This window comes from Paenibacillus pinihumi DSM 23905 = JCM 16419, from assembly GCF_000422505.1.
GTDB classification, from domain to species: Bacteria; Bacillota; Bacilli; order Paenibacillales; family Paenibacillaceae; genus Paenibacillus_D; species Paenibacillus_D pinihumi.
Genome location: NZ_AULX01000006.1, coordinates 102,233 through 121,851, shown reverse-complemented (window position 1 = coordinate 121,851; position 19,619 = coordinate 102,233). Strand labels below are relative to the sequence as shown.

At 49.3% G+C, this 19,619-nt stretch carries 19 protein-coding genes; 15 read left to right on the top strand and 4 right to left on the bottom strand.

Translation table 11 applies throughout. From position 1 onward, the window contains the following. Nucleotides 1-40: 40 nt before the first annotated feature. Nucleotides 41-1,642, bottom strand: a complete 1,602-nt coding sequence (locus H583_RS0100460) for an AraC family transcriptional regulator (protein WP_028558748.1) — start codon at nt 1,640-1,642, stop codon at nt 41-43. Between the two features lie 225 nt (nt 1,643-1,867). Between H583_RS0100460 and H583_RS0100455 the strand changes: the two genes are divergently transcribed. Both H583_RS0100455 and H583_RS0100450 read left to right on the top strand, forming a co-directional pair. Beyond that, on the top strand, nt 1,868-2,434 hold the full coding sequence (locus H583_RS0100455) for an SLOG family protein (RefSeq protein ID WP_028558747.1): 567 nt from the start codon (nt 1,868-1,870) through the stop codon (nt 2,432-2,434). 98 nt (nt 2,435-2,532) lie between these two features. Beyond that, the gene (locus H583_RS0100450; protein ID WP_028558746.1) at nt 2,533-3,711 is read left to right on the top strand and encodes a GNAT family N-acetyltransferase; all 1,179 of its coding nucleotides are present in this window, start codon (nt 2,533-2,535) and stop codon (nt 3,709-3,711) included. Between the two features lie 217 nt (nt 3,712-3,928). Here H583_RS0100450 and H583_RS0100440 read toward each other — a convergent pair whose 3' ends face one another. Continuing rightward, nucleotides 3,929-4,978: a CotH kinase family protein gene (locus H583_RS0100440; RefSeq protein ID WP_028558745.1), complete on the bottom strand. Its 1,050-nt coding sequence runs from the start codon at nt 4,976-4,978 to the stop codon at nt 3,929-3,931. A gap of 276 nt (nt 4,979-5,254) precedes the next feature. Here H583_RS0100440 and H583_RS0100435 point away from each other — a divergent pair, with 276 nt between their 5' ends. The 5 genes from H583_RS0100435 to H583_RS0100410 all read left to right on the top strand — a co-directional run bounded on the left by H583_RS0100435 (nt 5,255) and on the right by H583_RS0100410 (nt 8,976). Then, nucleotides 5,255-5,683: a DUF2642 domain-containing protein gene (locus tag H583_RS0100435; RefSeq protein WP_028558744.1), complete on the top strand. Its 429-nt coding sequence runs from the start codon at nt 5,255-5,257 to the stop codon at nt 5,681-5,683. A 19-nt stretch (nt 5,684-5,702) separates the two neighbouring features. Beyond that, the gene (locus H583_RS37300; RefSeq protein WP_051235789.1) at nt 5,703-6,578 is read left to right on the top strand and encodes a hypothetical protein; all 876 of its coding nucleotides are present in this window, start codon (nt 5,703-5,705) and stop codon (nt 6,576-6,578) included. A 64-nt stretch (nt 6,579-6,642) separates the two neighbouring features. After that, on the top strand, nt 6,643-7,311 hold the full coding sequence (locus tag H583_RS0100420) for a hypothetical protein (RefSeq protein ID WP_028558743.1): 669 nt from the start codon (nt 6,643-6,645) through the stop codon (nt 7,309-7,311). A 95-nt stretch (nt 7,312-7,406) separates the two neighbouring features. Further along, nucleotides 7,407-7,559 (top strand): hypothetical protein, encoded by a 153-nt coding sequence (locus H583_RS36415; protein ID WP_154665764.1) that lies wholly within the window; start codon nt 7,407-7,409, stop codon nt 7,557-7,559. A gap of 40 nt (nt 7,560-7,599) precedes the next feature. Next, on the top strand, nt 7,600-8,976 hold the full coding sequence (locus H583_RS0100410; RefSeq protein WP_028558742.1) for an arsenic transporter: 1,377 nt from the start codon (nt 7,600-7,602) through the stop codon (nt 8,974-8,976). Nucleotides 8,977-9,292: 316 nt separating this feature from the next. On the opposite strand, the gene H583_RS0100405 is transcribed toward H583_RS0100410, so the two are convergent. Beyond that, a complete protein-coding gene (locus H583_RS0100405; RefSeq protein WP_028558741.1) occupies nt 9,293-9,787 on the bottom strand; it encodes a hypothetical protein in 495 nt (164 codons plus the stop codon). Between the two features lie 88 nt (nt 9,788-9,875). After that, nucleotides 9,876-10,751, bottom strand: coding sequence for a helix-turn-helix transcriptional regulator (locus H583_RS0100400; RefSeq protein ID WP_028558740.1), 876 nt, complete (start codon nt 10,749-10,751; stop codon nt 9,876-9,878). A 127-nt stretch (nt 10,752-10,878) separates the two neighbouring features. On the opposite strand from H583_RS0100400, the gene H583_RS0100395 reads away from it, so the two are divergent. The 8 genes from H583_RS0100395 (at nt 10,879) to H583_RS0100365 (ending at nt 19,460) form a co-directional block, all read left to right on the top strand. Continuing rightward, nucleotides 10,879-11,856 carry a Gfo/Idh/MocA family protein gene (locus H583_RS0100395; RefSeq protein ID WP_028558739.1) on the top strand — a complete coding sequence of 326 codons (978 nt, stop codon included), beginning with the start codon at nt 10,879-10,881 and terminating at the stop codon, nt 11,854-11,856. A 19-nt stretch (nt 11,857-11,875) separates the two neighbouring features. Next, nucleotides 11,876-12,859: a Gfo/Idh/MocA family protein gene (locus tag H583_RS0100390; protein WP_028558738.1), complete on the top strand. Its 984-nt coding sequence runs from the start codon at nt 11,876-11,878 to the stop codon at nt 12,857-12,859. A 64-nt stretch (nt 12,860-12,923) separates the two neighbouring features. Further along, nucleotides 12,924-15,296 (top strand): helix-turn-helix domain-containing protein, encoded by a 2,373-nt coding sequence (locus tag H583_RS0100385; protein WP_154665763.1) that lies wholly within the window; start codon nt 12,924-12,926, stop codon nt 15,294-15,296. Between the two features lie 191 nt (nt 15,297-15,487). Next, nucleotides 15,488-16,414, top strand: a complete 927-nt coding sequence (locus H583_RS0100380; protein ID WP_051235788.1) for an ABC transporter permease — start codon at nt 15,488-15,490, stop codon at nt 16,412-16,414. A 20-nt stretch (nt 16,415-16,434) separates the two neighbouring features. Further along, the gene (locus H583_RS0100375; RefSeq protein ID WP_245585809.1) at nt 16,435-17,319 is read left to right on the top strand and encodes a carbohydrate ABC transporter permease; all 885 of its coding nucleotides are present in this window, start codon (nt 16,435-16,437) and stop codon (nt 17,317-17,319) included. A 46-nt stretch (nt 17,320-17,365) separates the two neighbouring features. Beyond that, a complete protein-coding gene (locus H583_RS35020) occupies nt 17,366-17,581 on the top strand; it encodes a hypothetical protein (protein ID WP_051235786.1) in 216 nt (71 codons plus the stop codon). Beyond that, nucleotides 17,578-19,011, top strand: a complete 1,434-nt coding sequence (locus tag H583_RS31450) for a type 2 periplasmic-binding domain-containing protein (RefSeq protein WP_051235785.1) — start codon at nt 17,578-17,580, stop codon at nt 19,009-19,011. The genes H583_RS35020 and H583_RS31450 overlap by 4 nt, the downstream gene beginning before the upstream one ends. A gap of 185 nt (nt 19,012-19,196) precedes the next feature. Continuing rightward, nucleotides 19,197-19,460 carry a YqkE family protein gene (locus H583_RS0100365; protein ID WP_028558734.1) on the top strand — a complete coding sequence of 88 codons (264 nt, stop codon included), beginning with the start codon at nt 19,197-19,199 and terminating at the stop codon, nt 19,458-19,460. Nucleotides 19,461-19,619 lie beyond the last annotated feature (159 nt).

The window sequence follows — 19,619 nt, the reverse complement described above, 5'->3', positions numbered from 1 at the left end:
TATGCCCGGAAGTGATCTGTCCCCCTGTATATTTATGATGTCAGCGTAACAGCACTCTTTGGAGCTCCAGCAGCTGTGCCTGCGTGGATAGCGGGTCATAGCCAAAAAACAGTCCAGGCTGATTGAGCAGGTAGACCTGCTTCCGCCGGACAGCTTCCATGGCAAGCCATGCCGGGGAACGAAATAGCTGGCTCACCCGGCTTCTGGCGTCAATGCGGGTGGGGAGTGCGGTGATAAAAATATGATCGGCAGGACAGGACGGCATTTCCTCAATATCCAGCTGGACATAACCGCGTCCCATCAGGTCTTGTTCGAGCAGTTCATCTGGAGGGCTGAAGCCAAGGTCGTCATATAGAATCTGGCAGCCTCTGCCGTAATGGCTGCTGAAGCAGTAGGCCTCATTTGGACCGATTTCCCACACGACAGCCGTCCCGCGCGATCGTGGACGCTGGTCCAGCTGTCTGTTGATTGCTGCAGCCAGCTCATCGTAGCGCTTTAGCCAGCTTTCTGCCTGCTGCTTGCGCGCTACAATATCGGCAATGAAACGGAACTGTTCCCGCCAGTCCATGCTCATGACGGGCAGTTCAAGCACTGGAGCAATAGACCGCAAGGCTTTATTTGCCTGTGCGCTGCTATAATTAATAATCACATCCGGATGAGTGGCAGCAACGGCCTTGTACAAGGCAGCGTCATCAATTTCATCATGCGGGCGGAGCTTCTTCTCAGAGCTGACAGGTTTCACATTCTCCAGCCAGGGGTTATACACACCCAGCACCGGAGTGATCCCGAGGGCCAGCAGGATAGCCGTATGGTTGAAATTCAGGGCGGCTACCTGTTTGTTCTTATGCTGATAAGCAGTGGGAGACAGTCCGACCAGCTGCTTGAATTTACGGCTGAAATAAGTGGCTTCTTTATACCCGACATCGATTGCCAGAGTATTCACATGAGGTGACCCTGTCAGCAGGCGCTGCTGGGCACTGCGAATTCGGAGCATAGCCAGATAGGCATTGAAGGTTTGTCCGGTATGTCTGTGGAAGGCACGGGAGAAATGCTCGTTGCTTACTCCGGCAATTCCAGCTACCTGCTCTCTCGACAAATCTTCATCGTAATGGGTCTCCATATAGGAGAGTACCTGATCCATCCATAAACTGGCGGGCTTGCTGCCCAAGGTCATCTCCTGATGGAGATCTGCGAGCAGTTCTGTGAACGATTGCTGAATACGAAAGGAATCGTGATGGCCGGGGGCTTTCCAGAGCCTTAGCAGCTCTGCGGCGAGCCGCACGGTTTTGCCCGGGCAGCTTAGAGGCGGAATCATAGTATCCAGCGCCCGCGGCTTTGATCCGTCTGTTGTCAGTGCGCGATATTCAATCATTACCCCTTGCAGAGGCGTAAGGAATTCAACCTGCCATTCAAGATTGGGTGACACATTGCACATGGCTGCACTGCCGCGCGTCAGTGAATAGTGGTGCCCGCCCAGATGGAGCAGGCCGTGTCCGCTTCGGATAACAAGGATTCTCGCCAGAGAGGGTGTTTCTGCATTTATGTTCAATAAGCTGCTGCTGTTCAGTTCCATGATGCGAACGGGAATATAAAAGGTATGGGAATGAACGGATAAGACATCAACGGACTCAGTAGTCGGCATCGTATTTCTCCTGTATTTTGATAATGATTTTCAATTACATACTTAGTAGTATAGCAAATCTGCGGGGCGAGCGTATGTTTCGTTTCGGGGAGGCGATAGCAGTGTTAAGATACTTACATAAGGATTTCAGGAAACTGCATGTACAAGGACGGCTTGTCTGGTTATGGAAACGGTTAGCGGCTCTTTGGCTGCAAAAATGGCGAATGGGTGAAGTGTGATTACAAGATGAAAAATCTGTTAATAACGGGCTATCGTGCCCATGAGCTTGGCATTTATAATCAAAAGCATAAAGGCATTGCCTATATTCAAAAAGCAATCCTCTCGCGTCTGCTTCCTCTGGTAGAGGATGGACTGGAGTGGGTGATTACACCGGGCCAATACGGAGTAGATCTGTGGGCATGCGAGGCTGTCTTTGCGCTGAGGGAGCAGTATCCACATTTGCAGCTGGCGATTATTACGGCATTCGCCAATCAGGAGGAAAACTGGAAGGAAGAGCGGAAGGAATATTATGAGGATTTGATTCTGCAGGCAGATTACTATGGCTCTGTAAGCAATCAGCCTTACACGGGTATTTGGCAGTTCCGGGCAAGAGACGAGCTGCTTTTTCGCAAGACGGACGGGATTTTGCTCGTTTATGACGAGGATGCGGGAGAAGGCAGTCCCAAATTCATCAAGGAGCAGGCGCTTCGCAAAAATGCCGAGGACGGCTATGTCTACATCGGCATCAGCGCCGAGGATATTCAAAACATAGCGAATGAAGAGGCCTATGAAGCTGCCGATGATTATGCCTGAGCAGAAAACAGCTATATTGATCGTTTCCTTTTACTTCCGGGAACGATCTTTGATAGGATAGAGATAGCATTCAATTACAGGAATGGAGCGTTGAAAATATGGAAATCAGGCAGCTTCGCGCCAATGAATATGATAGCAGAATGGAGCTTTCACAGTTTGCCTTCCAATTTCAGATCAGTCCGGAGGATTTGGAGTCGGGCAAGTTAACGTACAAGCATGAGCAGGATTGGGGCGTATTTGATGAGCAGGGAAACTTGCAATCAGCGCTTATGCTGATTCCGCTGGAGGCTTGGATACAGGGCAAGAAGTTCCCTATGGGCGGCATTGCAGGTGTTGCGACTTGGCCTGAGGCAAGACGGCAGGGATGTGTAAGCAAGCTGCTTGTTCAAGCTCTGGAGACGATGAAGCAGAGCGGGCAATCGCTGAGCATGCTTCATCCGTTTGCATTTGCTTTTTACCGTAAATATGGCTATGAGCTGACAATCGAGCGCAAGAAGTATACGATTGAGACCAGCCTTTTGCCCAAGCGGGTGGAGACTCCGGGGCAGGTCAAGCGTATGCCGGATCCGAATATTGAAATTTTGAATGCGGTTTATGAAAGATTTGCCTCCCGCTACAGCGGAAACGTCGTCCGTACAGAAGAATGGTGGAAGGACCGGATACTTGACCGGAACGGCCGTCTGGCGGTGTATTACAATGAGCAGAACGAAGCGGAAGGCTACGTGTTCTACCACATTGAGAAGCAGATCATGACGATCCATGAATATGCAAGCACGAATGAGACTTCACGGGTGGCCTTATGGACGTACATCGCGAACCATGATTCAATGATATCCGAAGTGTCGCTCATCGTGCCGACGGATGATCAGCTGCCGTTCCTGTTGTCCAATCCGCGGATCAAGCAGGAGGTCATCCCGTATTTCATGTCTCGTATCGTGGATGCAGAAGCGTTCGTGAGCCAGTATCCATGGGCCGCGGCAGAAACCGGGGCGTCAGTGCTGCTGACCCTGTCCGATGAGCATGCGCCATGGAATAACGGTACCTATAACCTGAGCTGGAGTGCGGAAGGAGCAGGGAAGCTGGAGCGCAATGAAGAAGCTGCCGAGCACGAACAGGCAATTAAATGTGATATTCAGGCATTAACAGCAATCCTGGCCGGGGGCCGAAAGCCTTCGTTCCTGCGGGAGACTGGCCGAATTAACGGTCCGGAGGACAGGATCAGGCTGCTGGAAAGTCGTATTCCAGAGCGTTTGTCTTATTTAATGGACTTTTTCTGATTGGCAGCGTGTAGTAGCCGCTGTATCGTTTCAATAGCAATAGTTTTTACAAAGCACAAAAGGTCCTTGCGAACGATCGCAAGGACCTTTTGTGCTTTTGTAAATTGTTTTTGAACGTGGAGCAGGGTCATTTCTACAGCCGACCCGGGCTGTCGGAACTGTGACTCTCTTATGGAACAGAGTTCCGGCGCCGGGACACTGCCGTTTACTTTTAATCTTATAGCTTGGAGAGTTCCTTTGATATGAAAGCTCTGCGCTCGGGGATGTAGCGCAGAAATACATTCAGGTCAGACCGAATTTCATAAGGAGAATGCCGCCGTGTCCGGTCGTTCACCAGTTCAGGAAGCAGCTTTGCATGCAGCATGCGAATTTTCGGTTCCAGGGCCTCGATTGTAAATTGCTTCTTCATAATGCTCTGAAGCGTCTTTCGGTAGCTCTCCCGGATGGAGGGATACGACAAAAGTTTCTCTGTCAGGCCATTGTATCCCTCAATTCGCAAGGTTCCGCTGCTCACAATCCCCCCGTAACAATCCCGTCCCCAGGTTCCTTCGTAATCCCAGGGGCTAATATGATATTTGACGCTTCCTGCAGTCCGGTACAACGCATAATTCTGGTCAAATCCATCGTAGTTTCCTGTAAACACGGCCCCGGCAAGCCACCGTAAATATTGAGGAATATGAAGTCGAGACTTCAAATACGCCAACCGGCCTGAACGTTTCAACGTCTGCACCTTTCTCACAAACAATCCGATATCCCGAAATTCCTTTGCTCCTCCAATGACCAGCTCATACCCGGAAGACAGGGACCTTTTCTTCTTTTTATACTCATTTTCCAAGCGGAAGTTGGCATTGTTATTGACCGCATACAGCAAAGAATTTGCCTTTACCCTTCGTTTGGAGAAAAAAGAACGGTCCACGCCTTCAATTTCCAAATATAATCCCCGGTCAACCCCATTAATTCTGAGTTTGACATGTCTTGTTCTTGGACTTGGGACGCCCAACTGCTCAAAAAAAGCAAATGAGAGTGCATTTCTCATCATCGTTGGGTCATCCAGCTCCGCATTATAGTGAATACTTCGGTTGCCAATGCGCAGCTCATAAGATTTCTTTGGATAATAGCGGGTATGGCCTCCGCGGTACCGGATTTTGACATTATGCTCTGCATGGTCCGCTATAAGCGTAGCACGTACAAACTCATCAGGTCCGTAGCTCTTCAGGCGTGACTCTTCAGCACGGTCCAGATAAATTATGCGTGTAGGAATGTTCACTCTGTCACCTCATCTATACAAAAAGCCTGCCATTTTCTTTATGCAGCCTATACAACAGCATATGCAGCAGCCCTTTATCAGGAGCCCATCCCAGTGCTATTTGCGCCCGGACATCTTAAGCTCCCTTGCAGATTTACTATATGAATCTAGGTAATCGAACCTGGTATAGGTATGGAAATTGATAGGGTTTAGATATAAGGCTAGTACAAAGGCAACCCCAGGTTCATAGAATACATTATCTTCCAAAAGGGGAGAGGGCATAAGGAGGTGATAGAGTTGGCCTACTACCAATCATTCAGCCAGCTAATGTATCTCATAGGGAAGGAAGTTGCGGTCAACCGGAGCAAGCCGGGTGCTTGTCTGGGGAAGCTCATCAGTGTACAGAATGACTATCTGACTATACAGAGAAAAGACAACAGTGTGGTGTACTATCGGCTTGAAACTATTATTCATTTCTCTGAATTTCGCAGAAAACGGTCTCCCAGAGGATACAAGATTAACATTCGGGTCGTACTGGCATACAGCTTCGTGCAAATTCTTTGCAGCTTCCGTAGACGCATCCTTACTATTGACCATAGTGGGCCGGAGCAACACGTCGGAATGGTTGTCAATGTGACACCAAGCGAGTTGACTATTGTCAGTGACGGGAAGGTCGTTAACCTGCCGCTTGGGAAGATCCGGTATGTCGCAAGTTCAACTTCATAAACGAAAGGGGCAATACAAGATGTCTTTTGTGAACTATCCATCTCAAGGCAACTATGACAATTTGAGAGGCAAGACGGTTAAGGTGAATCGTGGAGGTCCTGACTCTGTCGAAGGTATTCTTTTCTCAGCCAACAATGGCTATCTGGTTGTTCTGGCCAAAGACGGGGTTGTGTATATTCCACTCACTCACGTCAAGAGCATCTCTATCAAGCTGGGTTTCTCTGGCGGCAAATCTGGCGGAAGCCACGGACACCGTTCCCATGGAAGGCATCATACCCCTTATGCCAATGCAGGCAGCTTTGAACAAGTCTTGCATCATTTGAAAAATCACCTCGTTAAAATCAATCGTGGGGGCCCTGAAAAAGTAGAGGGTGTGCTCGTGGATGTTAATCCGGATTTCATCCTGGTTGTGGCTAAGAAAGACCTGATCCGTATCCTGATTGTTCATATTAAGAGCGTTACGGTATCATCGGGCGGCGGAAGCAGCAGCGGGAATAAAAGCAGTGGAAATAAAAGCAGTGGAAATAAAAGCAGCAACAGAAGTGGCGGTCAAAACAGCAGCCGTGGGAACCAGAACCGTACAGGCGGTCGTCGTACTGGAGGCACAGGAGGCCGTCGGACAGGCGGTACAGGCGGACGTCGTACAGGAGGCAACCGTACAGGAGGCACCGGTGGACGCCATACAGGAGGCACAGGTACAGGCGGTCATCGTACAGGAGGAACGGGTACGGGCGGCCACCGTACAGGAGGCAACCGCACAGGAGGCACCGGCGGACGCCATACAGGGGGCACGGGCAGAGGCGGTACAGGTGGGCGCCGTACGGGGGCAGCAGGAAGGAAGAATTACAAAACCAAAACAGTCAGACGGAATTGGGATCCGTTCCCGGTAAAATAGTCAGTCCGGATAAGGCGTCGCCAGTGGCGTCGCCTTATCATAACTTTGAAGGGAGGGGAAGCTCTTGTCTCTTAACTCGTGGGTCGGTCAAAAAGTTGAACTTGTAGTGTCCGGAAAGCCTCAGCCCTGTATAGGGACATTAATTGATGTTGGAGACGATATTCTTGTATTTACCATAGACAACCGCTTCTATTATGTGCCTGTCAAGCACCTTCATCATGTAAAGTCTGTCCTGTACGATGAGAGTGTCATAGCATCACCAACTGAAAATCCGATGGATCCGGTTAATGGTGAACGCAATTCCTACCGGAAAATCCTGATGAACGCCAGAGGGCTGTTCGTGGAGCTCTATGTGACGGGTACGTATTCCCTGTCGGGATATACGACAAGTATTATGAATGATTACCTCGTTTTCTACTCTTCTGTGTTTCATACCGTATATGTCTCTCTGGATCATCTGAAATGCATCATGCCTTATCCGCTGGATACGGTGCCTTATTCCGTAGAGAAAGAACAGATTACAGTCAAGCCTTCCGCAATGACGTTAGCCCGTTCATTCGAGCAGCAGCTCAAAAAGATGGAAGGTCGTATGGTTGTCCTGGACCTGGGGGATGCACCGGACAAAATCGGGCTTGTCCAGTCTGTAGACCAGGGCATGCTAACACTCCTTACAGCAGAAGGCAGGCCAATTACATGGAATGTATGCCATATTAAGTCAGCGCATAACCCTTGATCGCTTCCAAATTCAACGAGTCCGGCAGCCCTTCTGGAAGAGTGGACGGGCTGCTAATTTGGCCAGAAGAAGGACAACAAAAAGGAGGTAACACGATGGCTATCATTTTGATCATCGTCCTCACTGGCTGGGGGCTGTATGTCATGCTGAATCACCCACAAGACGAACCAAGCAGCTATATGGATTCCACTCCGGAGAAAATATCGCAGGAAGATCGGGATACCCTCGTCCGAATTTCCAATTACTAAGCGATTTGCAGCCTGAGAAATTGGAAATGGAGGTAGGATCATGTCAGACCCGACCCTGATTACCTTGACGATTACGGCTTTTGTATTAAGTATGATTTTGATCCTGTGGCGGCCCAAAGGGCTCAATGAGGCCATACCGGCTACGGGGGGAGCCCTGTTCGTATTGGGAATCGGCGCTGTATCCTTATCCGACCTGTCTATTATCATAGATACGATAAGCGGCGCTGCCATTACGATTATGGCAACCATTGTAATGGCGATTGTGCTGGAAAGTTTCGGATTTTTCACCTGGGCGGCAGAGGGACTTGCCTACCGTGCCAGGGGATCGGGAATCCGGCTCTACTGGTACGTGAACATTCTTTGCTTCCTGATGACCTTATTTTTTAACAACGATGGCAGCATCCTGATTACGACCCCGATTTTACTATTGCTGCTGCGCGAATTCGGGTTGAAAAATCATCAGAAGATACCCTACCTGCTGTCCGGCGCTTTAATTGCTACCGCTTCCAGTGCGCCTATTGGGGTGAGCAATCTGGTCAATATGATTGCGCTCAAGATCGTCGACATGGATTTGTACACACACACCTTAATGATGTTTGTTCCGGCCACACTTGGCCTGCTTCTGTTATCGGGATTGCTGTTTCTATGTTTTTATCGTCAATTGCCCAAGAAGCTGCCCCCGCTGCTCCATGGGAGCATCAACAATCCTTTGCATCATCGTGCAAAACGCCATCATCCGTTAATGGAACAAGCAAGTGCGAGACCGGATTTGAAAAAGCAGCAGTCCAGATTCATGATGAATATCCTTTGGTTTGTTTTCTCAATTCGAATCAGTCTGTTTATCGCTTCCTATTTAAATATTCCCGTAGAACTGGTAGCTTTATTAGGCTCAGTGATTCTGCTTGGGTGGCGATGGGGTTACCTGAAGATTCCTCCCACTGATATGATCAAAAAAATACCTTGGCACATCCTTATTTTCGCTTTCAGCATGTATGTGCTCATTTATGGACTGCATAATATAGGGATGACCCATTTGCTGGTCACGGTGGTCAAACCGATCGTTGAAGATGATCCGCTTCATGCCAGTCTGCTGATGGGTGGCCTTATGTCTTTCCTGTCGACCTTCTTCAATAATCATCCTGCCCTGATGGTGGGGACGCTGACGCTGACCCAGATGGATCTGGAGCCTTTAACCTTAAAAATAGCTTATCTGTCAAGTGTCATCGGAAGCGACATCGGTTCTCTGTTTCTTCCAATCGGGACCTTGGCCTCCTTGATATGGCTCCATATTCTGAAACAAAACCATGTGAAGGTATCCTGGGATGACTATGTGAAAGTAACGGCGATTGTCATTCCGCCTACGGTTATTTTCACTTTGGCGGTTCTGGCTGTATGGGTGCAGTGGCTTTACGGCTGAGGCGATGTAGAAGGGGAATTAATAAAAAGAAACCATCTCTTCTGAAAAAGAGGCTCAAAATCGAAATCAGTGGTTGACACGGAACGCTGAAGCAACGCTGCGAGAAAGAGGGGACTTCCGATCGCTGTTGTTCCCAGTTTTCCTGTATTCCTCCCTGTACGTGGTTGAAATCTGAGAACAAAGGCGAACGCTTCGCTTCTTCAGCCTCCCTCTTTCTCTCCGCTCAAGCTACTTACAGGTCAGCCACTGATTCTTAGATTGAGCCGAAAAAGAAATGGTTTCTTTTTTATCGGGAACTTAAAAGGAATGAAGGGGGTCAAGCTTGCTGCTGAAGCGAAAAACCTTCCTCAGTCAGATATTCCTCTGCTTCCTCACGCGATTCGAATGCCATGTCCAGTACATCTCCGGCATATACGTACCACAAATCCTCCGCTTGCTTCAACTGGAGGGTATGACCCTCTTCATTGCTCCAAATCTCCGTAACCGGCTCGTCAACAGCAGGCGTTGCCTGCACTTTCGATTCTGTCTTGGGCTTCCCCGACAAGGACCAGATCGATTTTTCCACGACTGCCCGCAGTTCGTCCGCCGTAAAATCCCGGATGTTCACGAATCCTTTGTCATCAATCGGATAGCCGAGAATCAGCTCGGCGTAAACGTAGCCATTCCCGTTGGGGTGCAGGTGGTACACCACGTTTTTCTTATCGTAAATACTGTCTTCATAGTGAAAATTGACCCGCTTCAGCGAAACATCCTTCCGCGTCAGTTCAGGGAAAGCTTCAATAATCTCAAGTTTTTGTTCAAAGGTAAGCAAGGCACAGCCTCCAGCTTCTGTAATAGTGTGCCGTGATTATAACATATTCCACGGGGAGAACCAATAATTGCTTGAAGGATATGCAAGCTTAATGGTTGCTGAGCAGCTTGTGCTTGTATTCTTTTGGCGTGCAATCGTTGTAGCGCCGGAACAGCTCGTAAAAATGCGCCATATTGCCAATGCCGACACGTGCAGCAATTTCGGAAACGCTGGCGGACCCCGTTATAAGTTCATACTCTGCTTTTCGGATACGTTGGCGGTTCACATAATCTACAAATGAAACACCGATTGACTTTTTGAAATACTTGGAAAAGGAGCTGTAATTCATTCGGGCAATTTTGCTCACCTCGTCCATGTCGATGCGCTCTGCCAAATGATTGTTCACATAGTCCAGAATTGGGCGCATCACAGAGTCGTCGACGAAATCGTAGCTTTGCAGCAGCTCGCGCCGGTCGTATCGCAACAGCGTCAGCAGCAGATGCTTGATGTGCATGCTGGCAGCAATTTCGTAGCCTTTCCGCTTGCCCATGATTTCATCGTGAATGCTTGAAATCATGTCCGCCGTCTCTTTTCTGGCCTCCACATATTCTTGAAAAATATAGTTCAACTCATCCAGCGGACGAACCAGCTCCGAAAAATGCCGGTAATACATCATCATGGCCGGATCAAAATAGCGCTGAAGGTCGACATGCAGCACGGTATACACAAGTGTCCCGCCTGCAGGCTTATGGCTCAGATGGAGCTGTGAAGATCCGATGATGGCGACATCTCCGGGAGCGAGTTTGTGGGTGTAGCTTGGTGTCTGTACATTCATGCTGCCTTCATGGACAACAATCAGCTCGACTTCCTTATGATAGTGCCAGCAGTGTCCCGGCGGACCGGGCAGTGATTCGTCGGTGAACTGCCACACCTTGATGCAAAGCCGGTCATTCTGGTAATGAATCGGCTCTTGGAATTGATCCATCGCAATCATCGTCCTCCCCGCACCATTTTGAATACAAAACGGCAAAAAATCGTCATTGTTGCCCCGGATACATCGTAATATGATGGCTCATAAGCAGTATATAACAGGTGGAGGAGAGATACCAAATATGAAAGTTGGGGTTGTTGGTTGTGGAGGCATGGGGCATGTCCATGCGCAAAGCTATGCCAAAATGCGGGACGCGGAGCTCGTCGGCGTATGCGATCTTGATGCGGAGCTTGCCGGGGAATTGGCGAAGAAGGCGGGGACACGCGCATTCACCTCGTTCGAGGAAATGCTGGAAGCGGTTGACCCCGAAGTGATCAGCATCGCCCTGCCGAGCTATTTGCACAAGGAAGCGGTGTTGAAGGCCGCTGCGGCTGGAAGGCATGTCATCTGTGAGAAGCCGGTGTCCTTGACACTGGAGGATACCGACGAGATCATTGCGGCTTGTGAGCTGAACGGGGTCCGGCTGTTTATTGGTCATGTGCTCCGCTTCTTCCCGGAATATGAGCAGCTGAAGCGCCAGGTCGATTCCGGTGTCATCGGCGAGCCGGGGGTTGCCCATGCGAAAAGGGTCGGCGGCCATCCGGGCGAAGCGAAGCAGTGGTTCAAGGACGAGACGAAGAGCGGAGGCGTAATTGTCGATATGATGATTCATGATATCGATTTTATGCGCTGGGCGTTCGGAGAGGTCAAGTCTGTGTTTGCGATGAACAAGGTGGACAACGAGATGGATTATGCACTCGTCACGCTGCAATTCCAAAATGGGGCTGCCGCCAATTTGGAAGCGTTCTGGGGATATCCCGGCTCATTCAGTTATTCAGCCGAGCTGGCTGGCTCGAAGGGGCTGATCCGTCTGGACAGCAGCACCTCCGCTTCGCTTCATACACGCGCCAAAGTCCGCACCCGGGAAGAGCGCCAGTTTGCCGAAATTCCTCAAAGTCCCGGTACCAGGAGCCCGTTCGAATTGGAACTGTCCCACTTTCTAACCTGCATTCGTGAGGGCGAAGAGCCGCGTGTGACGGTTCAGGATGCCCGGGAAGCACTGCGAATCTCGCTCGCTGCACTGGAGTCCATCCGGACAGGGAAAGTCATTTATCTATAGAACTGAGGAGGAAGCAGCTATGAACAAACTGAAAGTGGGCCTGATCAGCTTCGCCCATAGCCATGCCAACAGCTATTACGAAAGTCTCTGCAAAATGCCGGAGGTTGAAATTGTAGGGATTGCCGATGAAAACCGCAGCCGTGTAGAAGGGATAATCGCACAGTCCGGCCTGCCATACTTTGCCGACTACAAACAACTGCTTGCAACAGATGCCGACGCGGTCGTCATCTGTTCCGAAAATGTACATCATGCCAAGTTGACGATTGAAGCGGCCAAGGCGAAGAAGCATGTGCTTTGCGAGAAGCCGCTTGGCATTACAGCTGATGAAATGGAAGCCATGATTGCAGCGTGCCGGGACAATGGCGTGCAGCTCATGACAGCGTTTCCCTGCCGGTACCTGCCTGCCGTTGCCGACGCCAAGGCCGCCATTGACCGCGGAGATATCGGCGATATTGTCGCGATCAAGGGAACCAATCACGGGACCAATCCCGGAGGCTGGTTTACCGACCGGAAGCTGTCCGGCGGCGGGGCGGTCCTGGATCATACGGTGCACGTCATGGATTTGATGAACTGGATGCTTGGCTCCGCGCCGCAGGAAGTGTACGCATATACGGGCACCCGGTTTGGCGATGCGGAGATCGATGATGCGGGGCTCGTGCATGTGAAATTCCCGGGCGGTGTCTTTGGCGTCATCGATACGAGCTGGTCCCGTCCCCGGTCGTTCCCGACCTGGGGGGATGTGACTATGGAGATTGTCGGCACGAAGGGCGTCATCTCAGTGGACGGTTTTGCCCAGAAGAATGAAGTGTATAGCGACATCGATAAACAGGCAAGCTGGAGCTATTGGGGCGACAATATGGACGAGCTGATGATTCAGGATTTTGTCCGTGCGCTTTTGGAAGGCAGGCCGGTTCCAATTACAGGCGAGGATGGCATGAAGTCCGCTGCTGTTGCGCTGGCCGCTTACGAGTCCTCCAAGCTGGGACAACCTGTAGGCTTATAAATCAGAAGAGGGGAGGGGGCCGGCCGGCTCACCTCTCCTTCCGCAATTGGCAAGATTAGGCGGCATGACCGCAGCCAGACCGAAGACGGCATGGATGAGCGATCCGGCGGGAAGGAGCATTGTGCGCATGTTTGGATACTTTGCAAATGTACAGATGTTCAGAAAATTTTTGCTGTCCTATATTTTAATTCTCGTTATGCCGCTGATAGCCGGATTTATCGTGTACCAGGCCAGCATTCACCGAATCATGGATTATGCGTCCGAGAACGGCAGGGAACTGCTTAATCAGGCCATTAGCCTTGTTGATAAGAAACTGGATGATATCGAAAGCTTCACGTATCAGTTGTCACTCCATCCGGAGGTGCACGGGCTGATGCTTCTGAGCTCACGGAGCGACAAAGACTTTGCCTACAATTTATATAAAGTGAAGAACAGCATCTATCCGTACTGGTCGACCTATTTTCGCAATTTCTATTTATATTTTAATCAAATCGATACGATTGTTACGCCTGAAGCTGCTTACGTGCGCCCTGAGGACTATTATCGGGGCCATTCCTACGAGGGTGTAGATTATGAGGAATGGAATAAGAAGATCAACCAAACGTACCTTTCCCGTCACTATTTTCCCTCTATGCTGGCGAATACGGGAAAGCGCAAAGAAGCGGTCATTACGTATGTCCAGTCCATTCCGCCCGGCAGTACCTCAACTCCAAAAGCGAATGTCGTCGTCATGATCGACCAGAAGGAAATCGCGTCGTTAATGGGCCGAATCTCTTCCCAATATGGCGGCTCTGTCTCTGTATTTGACAATCAGCATCAACTGATTTTATCGAGCGGAACGGGTACAGATACAGATACAGGGAAGAGCGAATCCCGGTACGACGGGACAGCCGGCTGGTTTTCCTCCCGCAATCAGAATCATGACTTCATATATATTGAAGCAAATTCAAGCGCTAATGGCTGGACCTATGTGGCTGCCCTATCAAAAAAGAAGTTGTATAAGGACGTCAATTATATTCAAACCTTCAACTTTTTACTTTCCCTCGTGACGATACTGGTGGGACTCGCCATTGCTGTCCTCTTCGCTTACAGGCATAGTATCCCGTTAAACCGGCTGCTGGGAATTATGAAGTTTCCGGATTTGAGGAAGCCGGCTGATCCGTATGCTTTTCTTAGCAGCAATGTCGAGGAAATCATATCCAGCAACGACCGTCTCCAAAATCAACTGCAAAATCAGCTGCCGATTTTACAGGATACGGTCATCCGCAAATTGTTGTTTGGAGGGCTGTCTTCTTCCAAGGAGGCAATGAAGCAGATTGAGCAGGCGAATCTGCCGCTGCAGGGAGCCTTCGGCTATGCAGGAATGGTGAAGATATTGCACCCGCTGCAGGCCATGGAAAAGGACATGATGGATGAAATGAATGTGGCGCAGCTTATGATTCACAATGAGCTGACAGCTGCATTCTTTGATGGCGTGCTCTATTGTAATGTGGATGCGGATCAGGTCGCTTTTTTGTTAACCTGTGCGACACGGTTCTCCCGGCAAGAGGAGCAAGCTCTGGAAGAAAACCTCGCTTCCTTAATCAGAAGGTTGGAAGAGCAATACAGTTTGAAGGTGAATATTGGTCTTGGACGGGCCTTCGACCGCATTGAAGATATTCCCCGATCCTATGATCAGGCTGTGTCAGCACTGCTCTTTGATCTATCGTTAAACGCCCGCCCCTCCTTTTACAAATACAAGGATTCCTTGCGGGACGAAAATATCAATTATTATTATCCGATCGAGCTGGAGCTCCGTCTCATTCACGCCGTTACCAACGGAGAGAGTGAGGAAGTAAGCGATATGCTGAGCACCGTCTATAGAGAGAATGCCGAAAATAAAGTGCTCTCCTATCAGGCCGCTCAGCAGTTGCTTGCCGCACTGCAAGGCACGATACTCAGAATTGTATCGAAAACAACGGAGCTGAGCCCGGTAGTCACAGACGGAATTGCTGGCGCTATGGAAGAAATGATGACTGGAAAAATAGATCTCCTGCACGGCATGAATCAGATACAGGAGCGATTTCTGGCTATGACGCGTTCTATTCATGAGCGTAAATTCATCGCAGGAAAAATGGTCATCACGCAAATGAAGGAATGGATCAAGCACAATTTCCATGAGCCTGATCTGACACTGCATCAGTTGTCCGAAGCCGTTGACTTGCCGGAGAAGATGGTGCCGTTAATCTTCAAAGAGCATGTAGGCGTCAATATCTCCGATTATATCGAGGACACCCGAATCAACTTCGCGAAGTCCATGCTGATCCGTTCCGAAGCTACCATCGAGGACATTGCACTGCAATCCGGCTATAACAGCGCGCATTCCTTCCGGCGGGCATTCAAACGGAATACCGGGTCATCGCCGTCTGAATTTCAAAAAATGATGAGGAATTTATAGTCTTTTCATTGTTTCCATAAAGGTGTACCTTCCGGAAAAAGTGTACGCTTTTGTAGATAGACACCATGAAAACCCTTGATTTTAAAGGGTTCTCCGGGTGTACCATCCACCAGAACTGTATCTTTCAATTCAGGCTGATGGCCCCTTATGATAGCGGTATCACCAGGTAAGTACATCAAATGGGGGGTCATATGGAAGCGAAATCAATTTTCCATTCTGCTGTAAGGAAGAGGATCAGAAAGCATTGGCAGCTATATTTTTTAGTTGCGATACCGTTAGTCTTTTTAATTACGTTTAAGTATGTTCCAATGGCGGGCGTGATTATTGCTTTTAAGGATTACAGCGTTGTAAAGGGAATCTATGGCAGTGAGTGGGCAGGTCTGAAGTATTTCCAATATTTCTTTGACAGTCCCAACTTTGCTTTGCTGCTGAAGAACACGATCGGCCTGAGCATATACGGGCTGATTGCCGGGACGATATGCCCGATCGTTTTGGCGCTGGCCCTGAATGAAATTCGGAATGCCCGTTTCAAAAAATGGGTCCAGACTGTTACGTATGCTCCGTATTTTATTTCTACCGTTATTATGGTGTCGATCATGATTCTGTTTCTGTCTCCTTCCGAAGGACTCATTAACAAAATTATGGGTCTGTTCGGTGCAGATGCGGTGAATTTTCTCGGGGAGCCGGGTTATTTCAAATCGCTGTATGTCTGGTCGGATGTTTGGCAAAATACGGGTTATGGCGCAATCGTATATTTGGCTGCCTTGTCAGGGGTAGACCCCCAGTTATATGAAGCGGCTAAAGTGGACGGAGCGAGCCGCTTTCAGAAAATATGGAATGTTGACATTCCGGGCATCATGCCAATTATTGTTGTGCTGCTCATTCTGAACATCGGCAATATGATGTCGATCGGGTTCGAGAAAGTATTTCTTCTGCAGAATCAGCTCAATATCAACTCGTCGGAAATTATTGCGACCTATGTATACAAAGTCGGGCTGCTTGGAGCCAACTTCAGCTTCGCTGCGGCTGTCGGTCTGTTCAATTCAGTCGTCAATTTCATCCTGATCATTTCAGCGAATACGCTCTCAAAACGATTTTCGTCGTCGAGCTTATGGTAGGTGGAGATATGGAAGCAAGTATGAATGCAAAAATACGGGAATCGATGGCAGACCGGATATTTATCGGCGCGATATATATCTTCCTGATGATGGTTTTGCTCGCTGTCGTTTATCCGCTGATTTATATTGTTAGCGCTTCATTTAGCAGCCCGGCAGCCGTGACGGCGGGCCGTGTATGGCTGTTGCCTGTCGAACCCACACTCATGGGCTATACGACAGTATTCAAAAATCCGGACATTATCCGGGGATTCTCAAACTCATTGTTCTATACGGGCGTGGGCACCTTCATCAGCGTATGCATTACGATCATGCTGGCCTACCCGTTATCGCGAAAGTCCTTTTACGGACGCCGTTTTATTATGATGCTGCTGGTGTTTACGATGATTTTCGATGGCGGTCTCATTCCGCTGTATCTTGTCGTTAAAAACCTGCAATTGATCGATACGATCTGGGCACTTCTGCTGCCCCAGGCTTTGGCCGTATTCCAGGCCATGATTGCCTGCGCATTCTTCACCACGAGTATTCCGGAAGAATTGGCGGAAGCAAGCGAAATCGATGGCTGCAGCGATATGAGATTTATATTCAGCATTGTGCTGCCGCTAGCCAAGCCGATCATTGCCGTACTCGTGCTGATGTATGCGGTGATGAAATGGAATATGTATTTCGATGCGCTGATTTACTTGAAATCGGAAGAACTGTTTCCGTTGCAGATTATTTTGCGCAGCATTCTGATTCTGAACGTGGACAGCTCGGCCAATATCCAGGAGACACTGCGCCTGCAAGGGTTGAAGGAACTCATGAAGTATTCCTTGATTGTCATTTCGAGTCTGCCGGTTCTGGTGCTCTACCCGTTCGTTCAGAAGCACTTTGTAAAGGGTATGCTGATCGGATCGGTAAAGGGTTAAATCAGCTGGCGGCATGTAAAACCTATTTTAGAGGGGGCTGTTTGGCATGAAGAAAAGTTCACGTATCAGTTTGGCAGTCTTATTATCCGTATTGGTATTCATTGCGGGCTGTGTGCCCGCCAAGAGCAAGCCGGACAATGTTTCGGGCAATGATGCTGATGGAGGACCGGTGACGGTCAACATATTTACGCCCAAATTCCCCAATGACGGGGAGTATAGCGAGAACGAATTTACCAAGCTCGTCGAAAAAAATTCAATATGAAAATCAATTGGATCTACGCCAATCAGGATGCGGCCAAAGCAAAACGGCAGCTGTCCCTGGCCAGCGGCGATTATCCGGATGCTTATTTCCTCGTCACCTGGCTGGACAATATTTCGAAGGTGGACGCGCAGAAATATGGCAAGGAAGGTGTATTTCTCCCGCTCAATGATCTGATTCAGCAGTATGCGCCAAATATTCAAAAAGCGATCAAAGACATCCCTTATTTGGAAAACAGTGTTACAGCACCCGACGGCAATATTTATGGCCTGCCTCTGGTGAGCGAATGCTACCACTGTTCGGTCTATGGCAAGATGTGGATCAATACGGATTGGCTGGGCAAGCTGAAGCTGAATATGCCGGCCACTACAGAGGAGTACAAGCAGGTACTGGAAGCGTTCAAGAACAATGATCCGAATGGAAACGGTCAAAAGGACGAAATTCCGCTTAGCGGCGAAAGCACGCTTGTCGGGGACAACCCGATTCAATTTTTGATGAGCGCCTTCATCCCGAACAACGGGAAAGATTATATTAACGTGGACAGTGGCAAGCTCTCGCTCGCCCCGATGCAGCCGGAATGGAAGGAAGGCCTGAAATATATAGCCTCTCTGTTCAAGGAAGGGCTGATCGATCCGGGTACCTTTACACAAAATCCGGATGCCTTCAAGCAGCTCGGCACGCCTCAGGGCGTGGCAAAGCTCGGCAGCGCAGCAGCCAGCCATTCTGCCATCTTTGTGGATCTGAACTCGGATAAGTCCAAAGATTACGATGTTGTGCCCCCATTGAAGGGACCGCAGGGTGCGCAGTTTACATCAACCAATTACGGCAATGCCAACAATTTCGCATTTGCGATTACCAACAAAGCAACGGGGAAAAAGGCGGAAGCGCTCATCAAACTGGCGGACTACCTGTACTCGGAAGAAGGAACATTGCTTTCGACAAAAGGGAAGGAAGGCGTTCACTGGAAGAAAGGAGGAGCAGACGATATTGATCTGACCGGGCAACCTGCGAAGTATGTGATGATTCCCCAGGACCCCCAGGTCAAACCCGAAGACAAGGTTCACTACGGTTGGGGGGAGCGCGGCCCGCTCCTGATGACCCGGGAATTCCGGGATTCCTTCGGAACCGCTGTCGATCCCTGGACACCGGATGGCTATGAACGGAGGCTCTACAACGCGACCAGGAAATATGATGGATTTGAGCCAAAGGAACAATTCATCTCGGAAGCAGCCTGGGTAGACCCTGCCGATGCGGAAGAAGTGTCCCTGCTTCGAATCAACATCAACAAATATATTGAGGAAAACATGGTTCAGTTTGCAACAGGCTCCAAGGATATCAACACAGAATGGGATACGTACATCAACGGCTTTAAAACATTGCAGACAGATCGTTATCTGGCAATCTACCAGAAAGCATACGATGTGGGCAAATAACTGAAAGATCTTTCACACGGTGACCTTGCGGGGCATTCATCGAGTAGGGCCGCGCCGTGTGATTCTCATTGCTGTTGTGCCCCGGTTTTGGGCGCCAATTGACATTATTCTCTGCGCACAGTACCATACCTTTAGAATACTGCTTAAGCGATGAAAGCAAGAGTCATTCGGAAGGGGTGAGTGTATTGGCTAAGAAAAAGAAAGCGGCGCCCGCTTCGTCATCCGCCTCTGCAGAGGCCAAGCCGGCTACTTTGAAGGATTTGCTCAATCCTGAGGTGCTGGATAAGTTAAAGGCGCAGGCCAACGAAATGAAGGCGGCCGAGGCCAGGCAAAAAGAAGAGGAACGCAAACAGGCAGAAGAAGCCAAGAAGGCCGAGCAAAAGCGGCTGGAAGGGAACTTTGAATATTTGCTGGAGAACAGCAGCATGGACTGGAAGAAATTTAAATAACGGGCGGCAGCCGATTCAGGCAAAGAGGGCGATGAGCCCTCTTTTTTTCTATATAGAAGGCTCTCATTTGAATGAGATCACATATTCCGATGACACATTCAGATGTTTTCGGCAAAAAATTTACATTTTTATCAGCTTAACCTTGACATCAAAAATTGG

Bases quoted from the DNA above. Each gene is read 5' to 3' on its own strand.
- H583_RS36415 (WP_154665764.1), top strand. From the start codon at position 7,407: ATGGCTATCATTTTGATCATCGTCCTCACTGGCTGGGGGCTGTATGTC.
- H583_RS0100410 (WP_028558742.1), top strand. From the start codon at position 7,600: ATGTCAGACCCGACCCTGATTACCTTGACGATTACGGCTTTTGTATTA.
- H583_RS0100400 (WP_028558740.1), bottom strand. From the start codon at position 10,751: ATGGATCAATTCCAAGAGCCGATTCATTACCAGAATGACCGGCTTTGC.
- H583_RS0100450 (WP_028558746.1), top strand. From the start codon at position 2,533: ATGGAAATCAGGCAGCTTCGCGCCAATGAATATGATAGCAGAATGGAG.
- H583_RS37300 (WP_051235789.1), top strand. From the start codon at position 5,703: ATGTCTTTTGTGAACTATCCATCTCAAGGCAACTATGACAATTTGAGA.
- H583_RS0100375 (WP_245585809.1), top strand. From the start codon at position 16,435: ATGAATGCAAAAATACGGGAATCGATGGCAGACCGGATATTTATCGGC.
- H583_RS0100395 (WP_028558739.1), top strand. From the start codon at position 10,879: ATGAAAGTTGGGGTTGTTGGTTGTGGAGGCATGGGGCATGTCCATGCG.
- H583_RS0100385 (WP_154665763.1), top strand. From the start codon at position 12,924: ATGACCGCAGCCAGACCGAAGACGGCATGGATGAGCGATCCGGCGGGA.
- H583_RS0100455 (WP_028558747.1), top strand. From the start codon at position 1,868: ATGAAAAATCTGTTAATAACGGGCTATCGTGCCCATGAGCTTGGCATT.
- H583_RS31450 (WP_051235785.1), top strand. From the start codon at position 17,578: ATGAAAATCAATTGGATCTACGCCAATCAGGATGCGGCCAAAGCAAAA.
- H583_RS0100460 (WP_028558748.1), bottom strand. From the start codon at position 1,642: ATGCCGACTACTGAGTCCGTTGATGTCTTATCCGTTCATTCCCATACC.
- H583_RS35020 (WP_051235786.1), top strand. From the start codon at position 17,366: ATGAAGAAAAGTTCACGTATCAGTTTGGCAGTCTTATTATCCGTATTG.
- H583_RS0100380 (WP_051235788.1), top strand. From the start codon at position 15,488: ATGGAAGCGAAATCAATTTTCCATTCTGCTGTAAGGAAGAGGATCAGA.
- H583_RS0100390 (WP_028558738.1), top strand. From the start codon at position 11,876: ATGAACAAACTGAAAGTGGGCCTGATCAGCTTCGCCCATAGCCATGCC.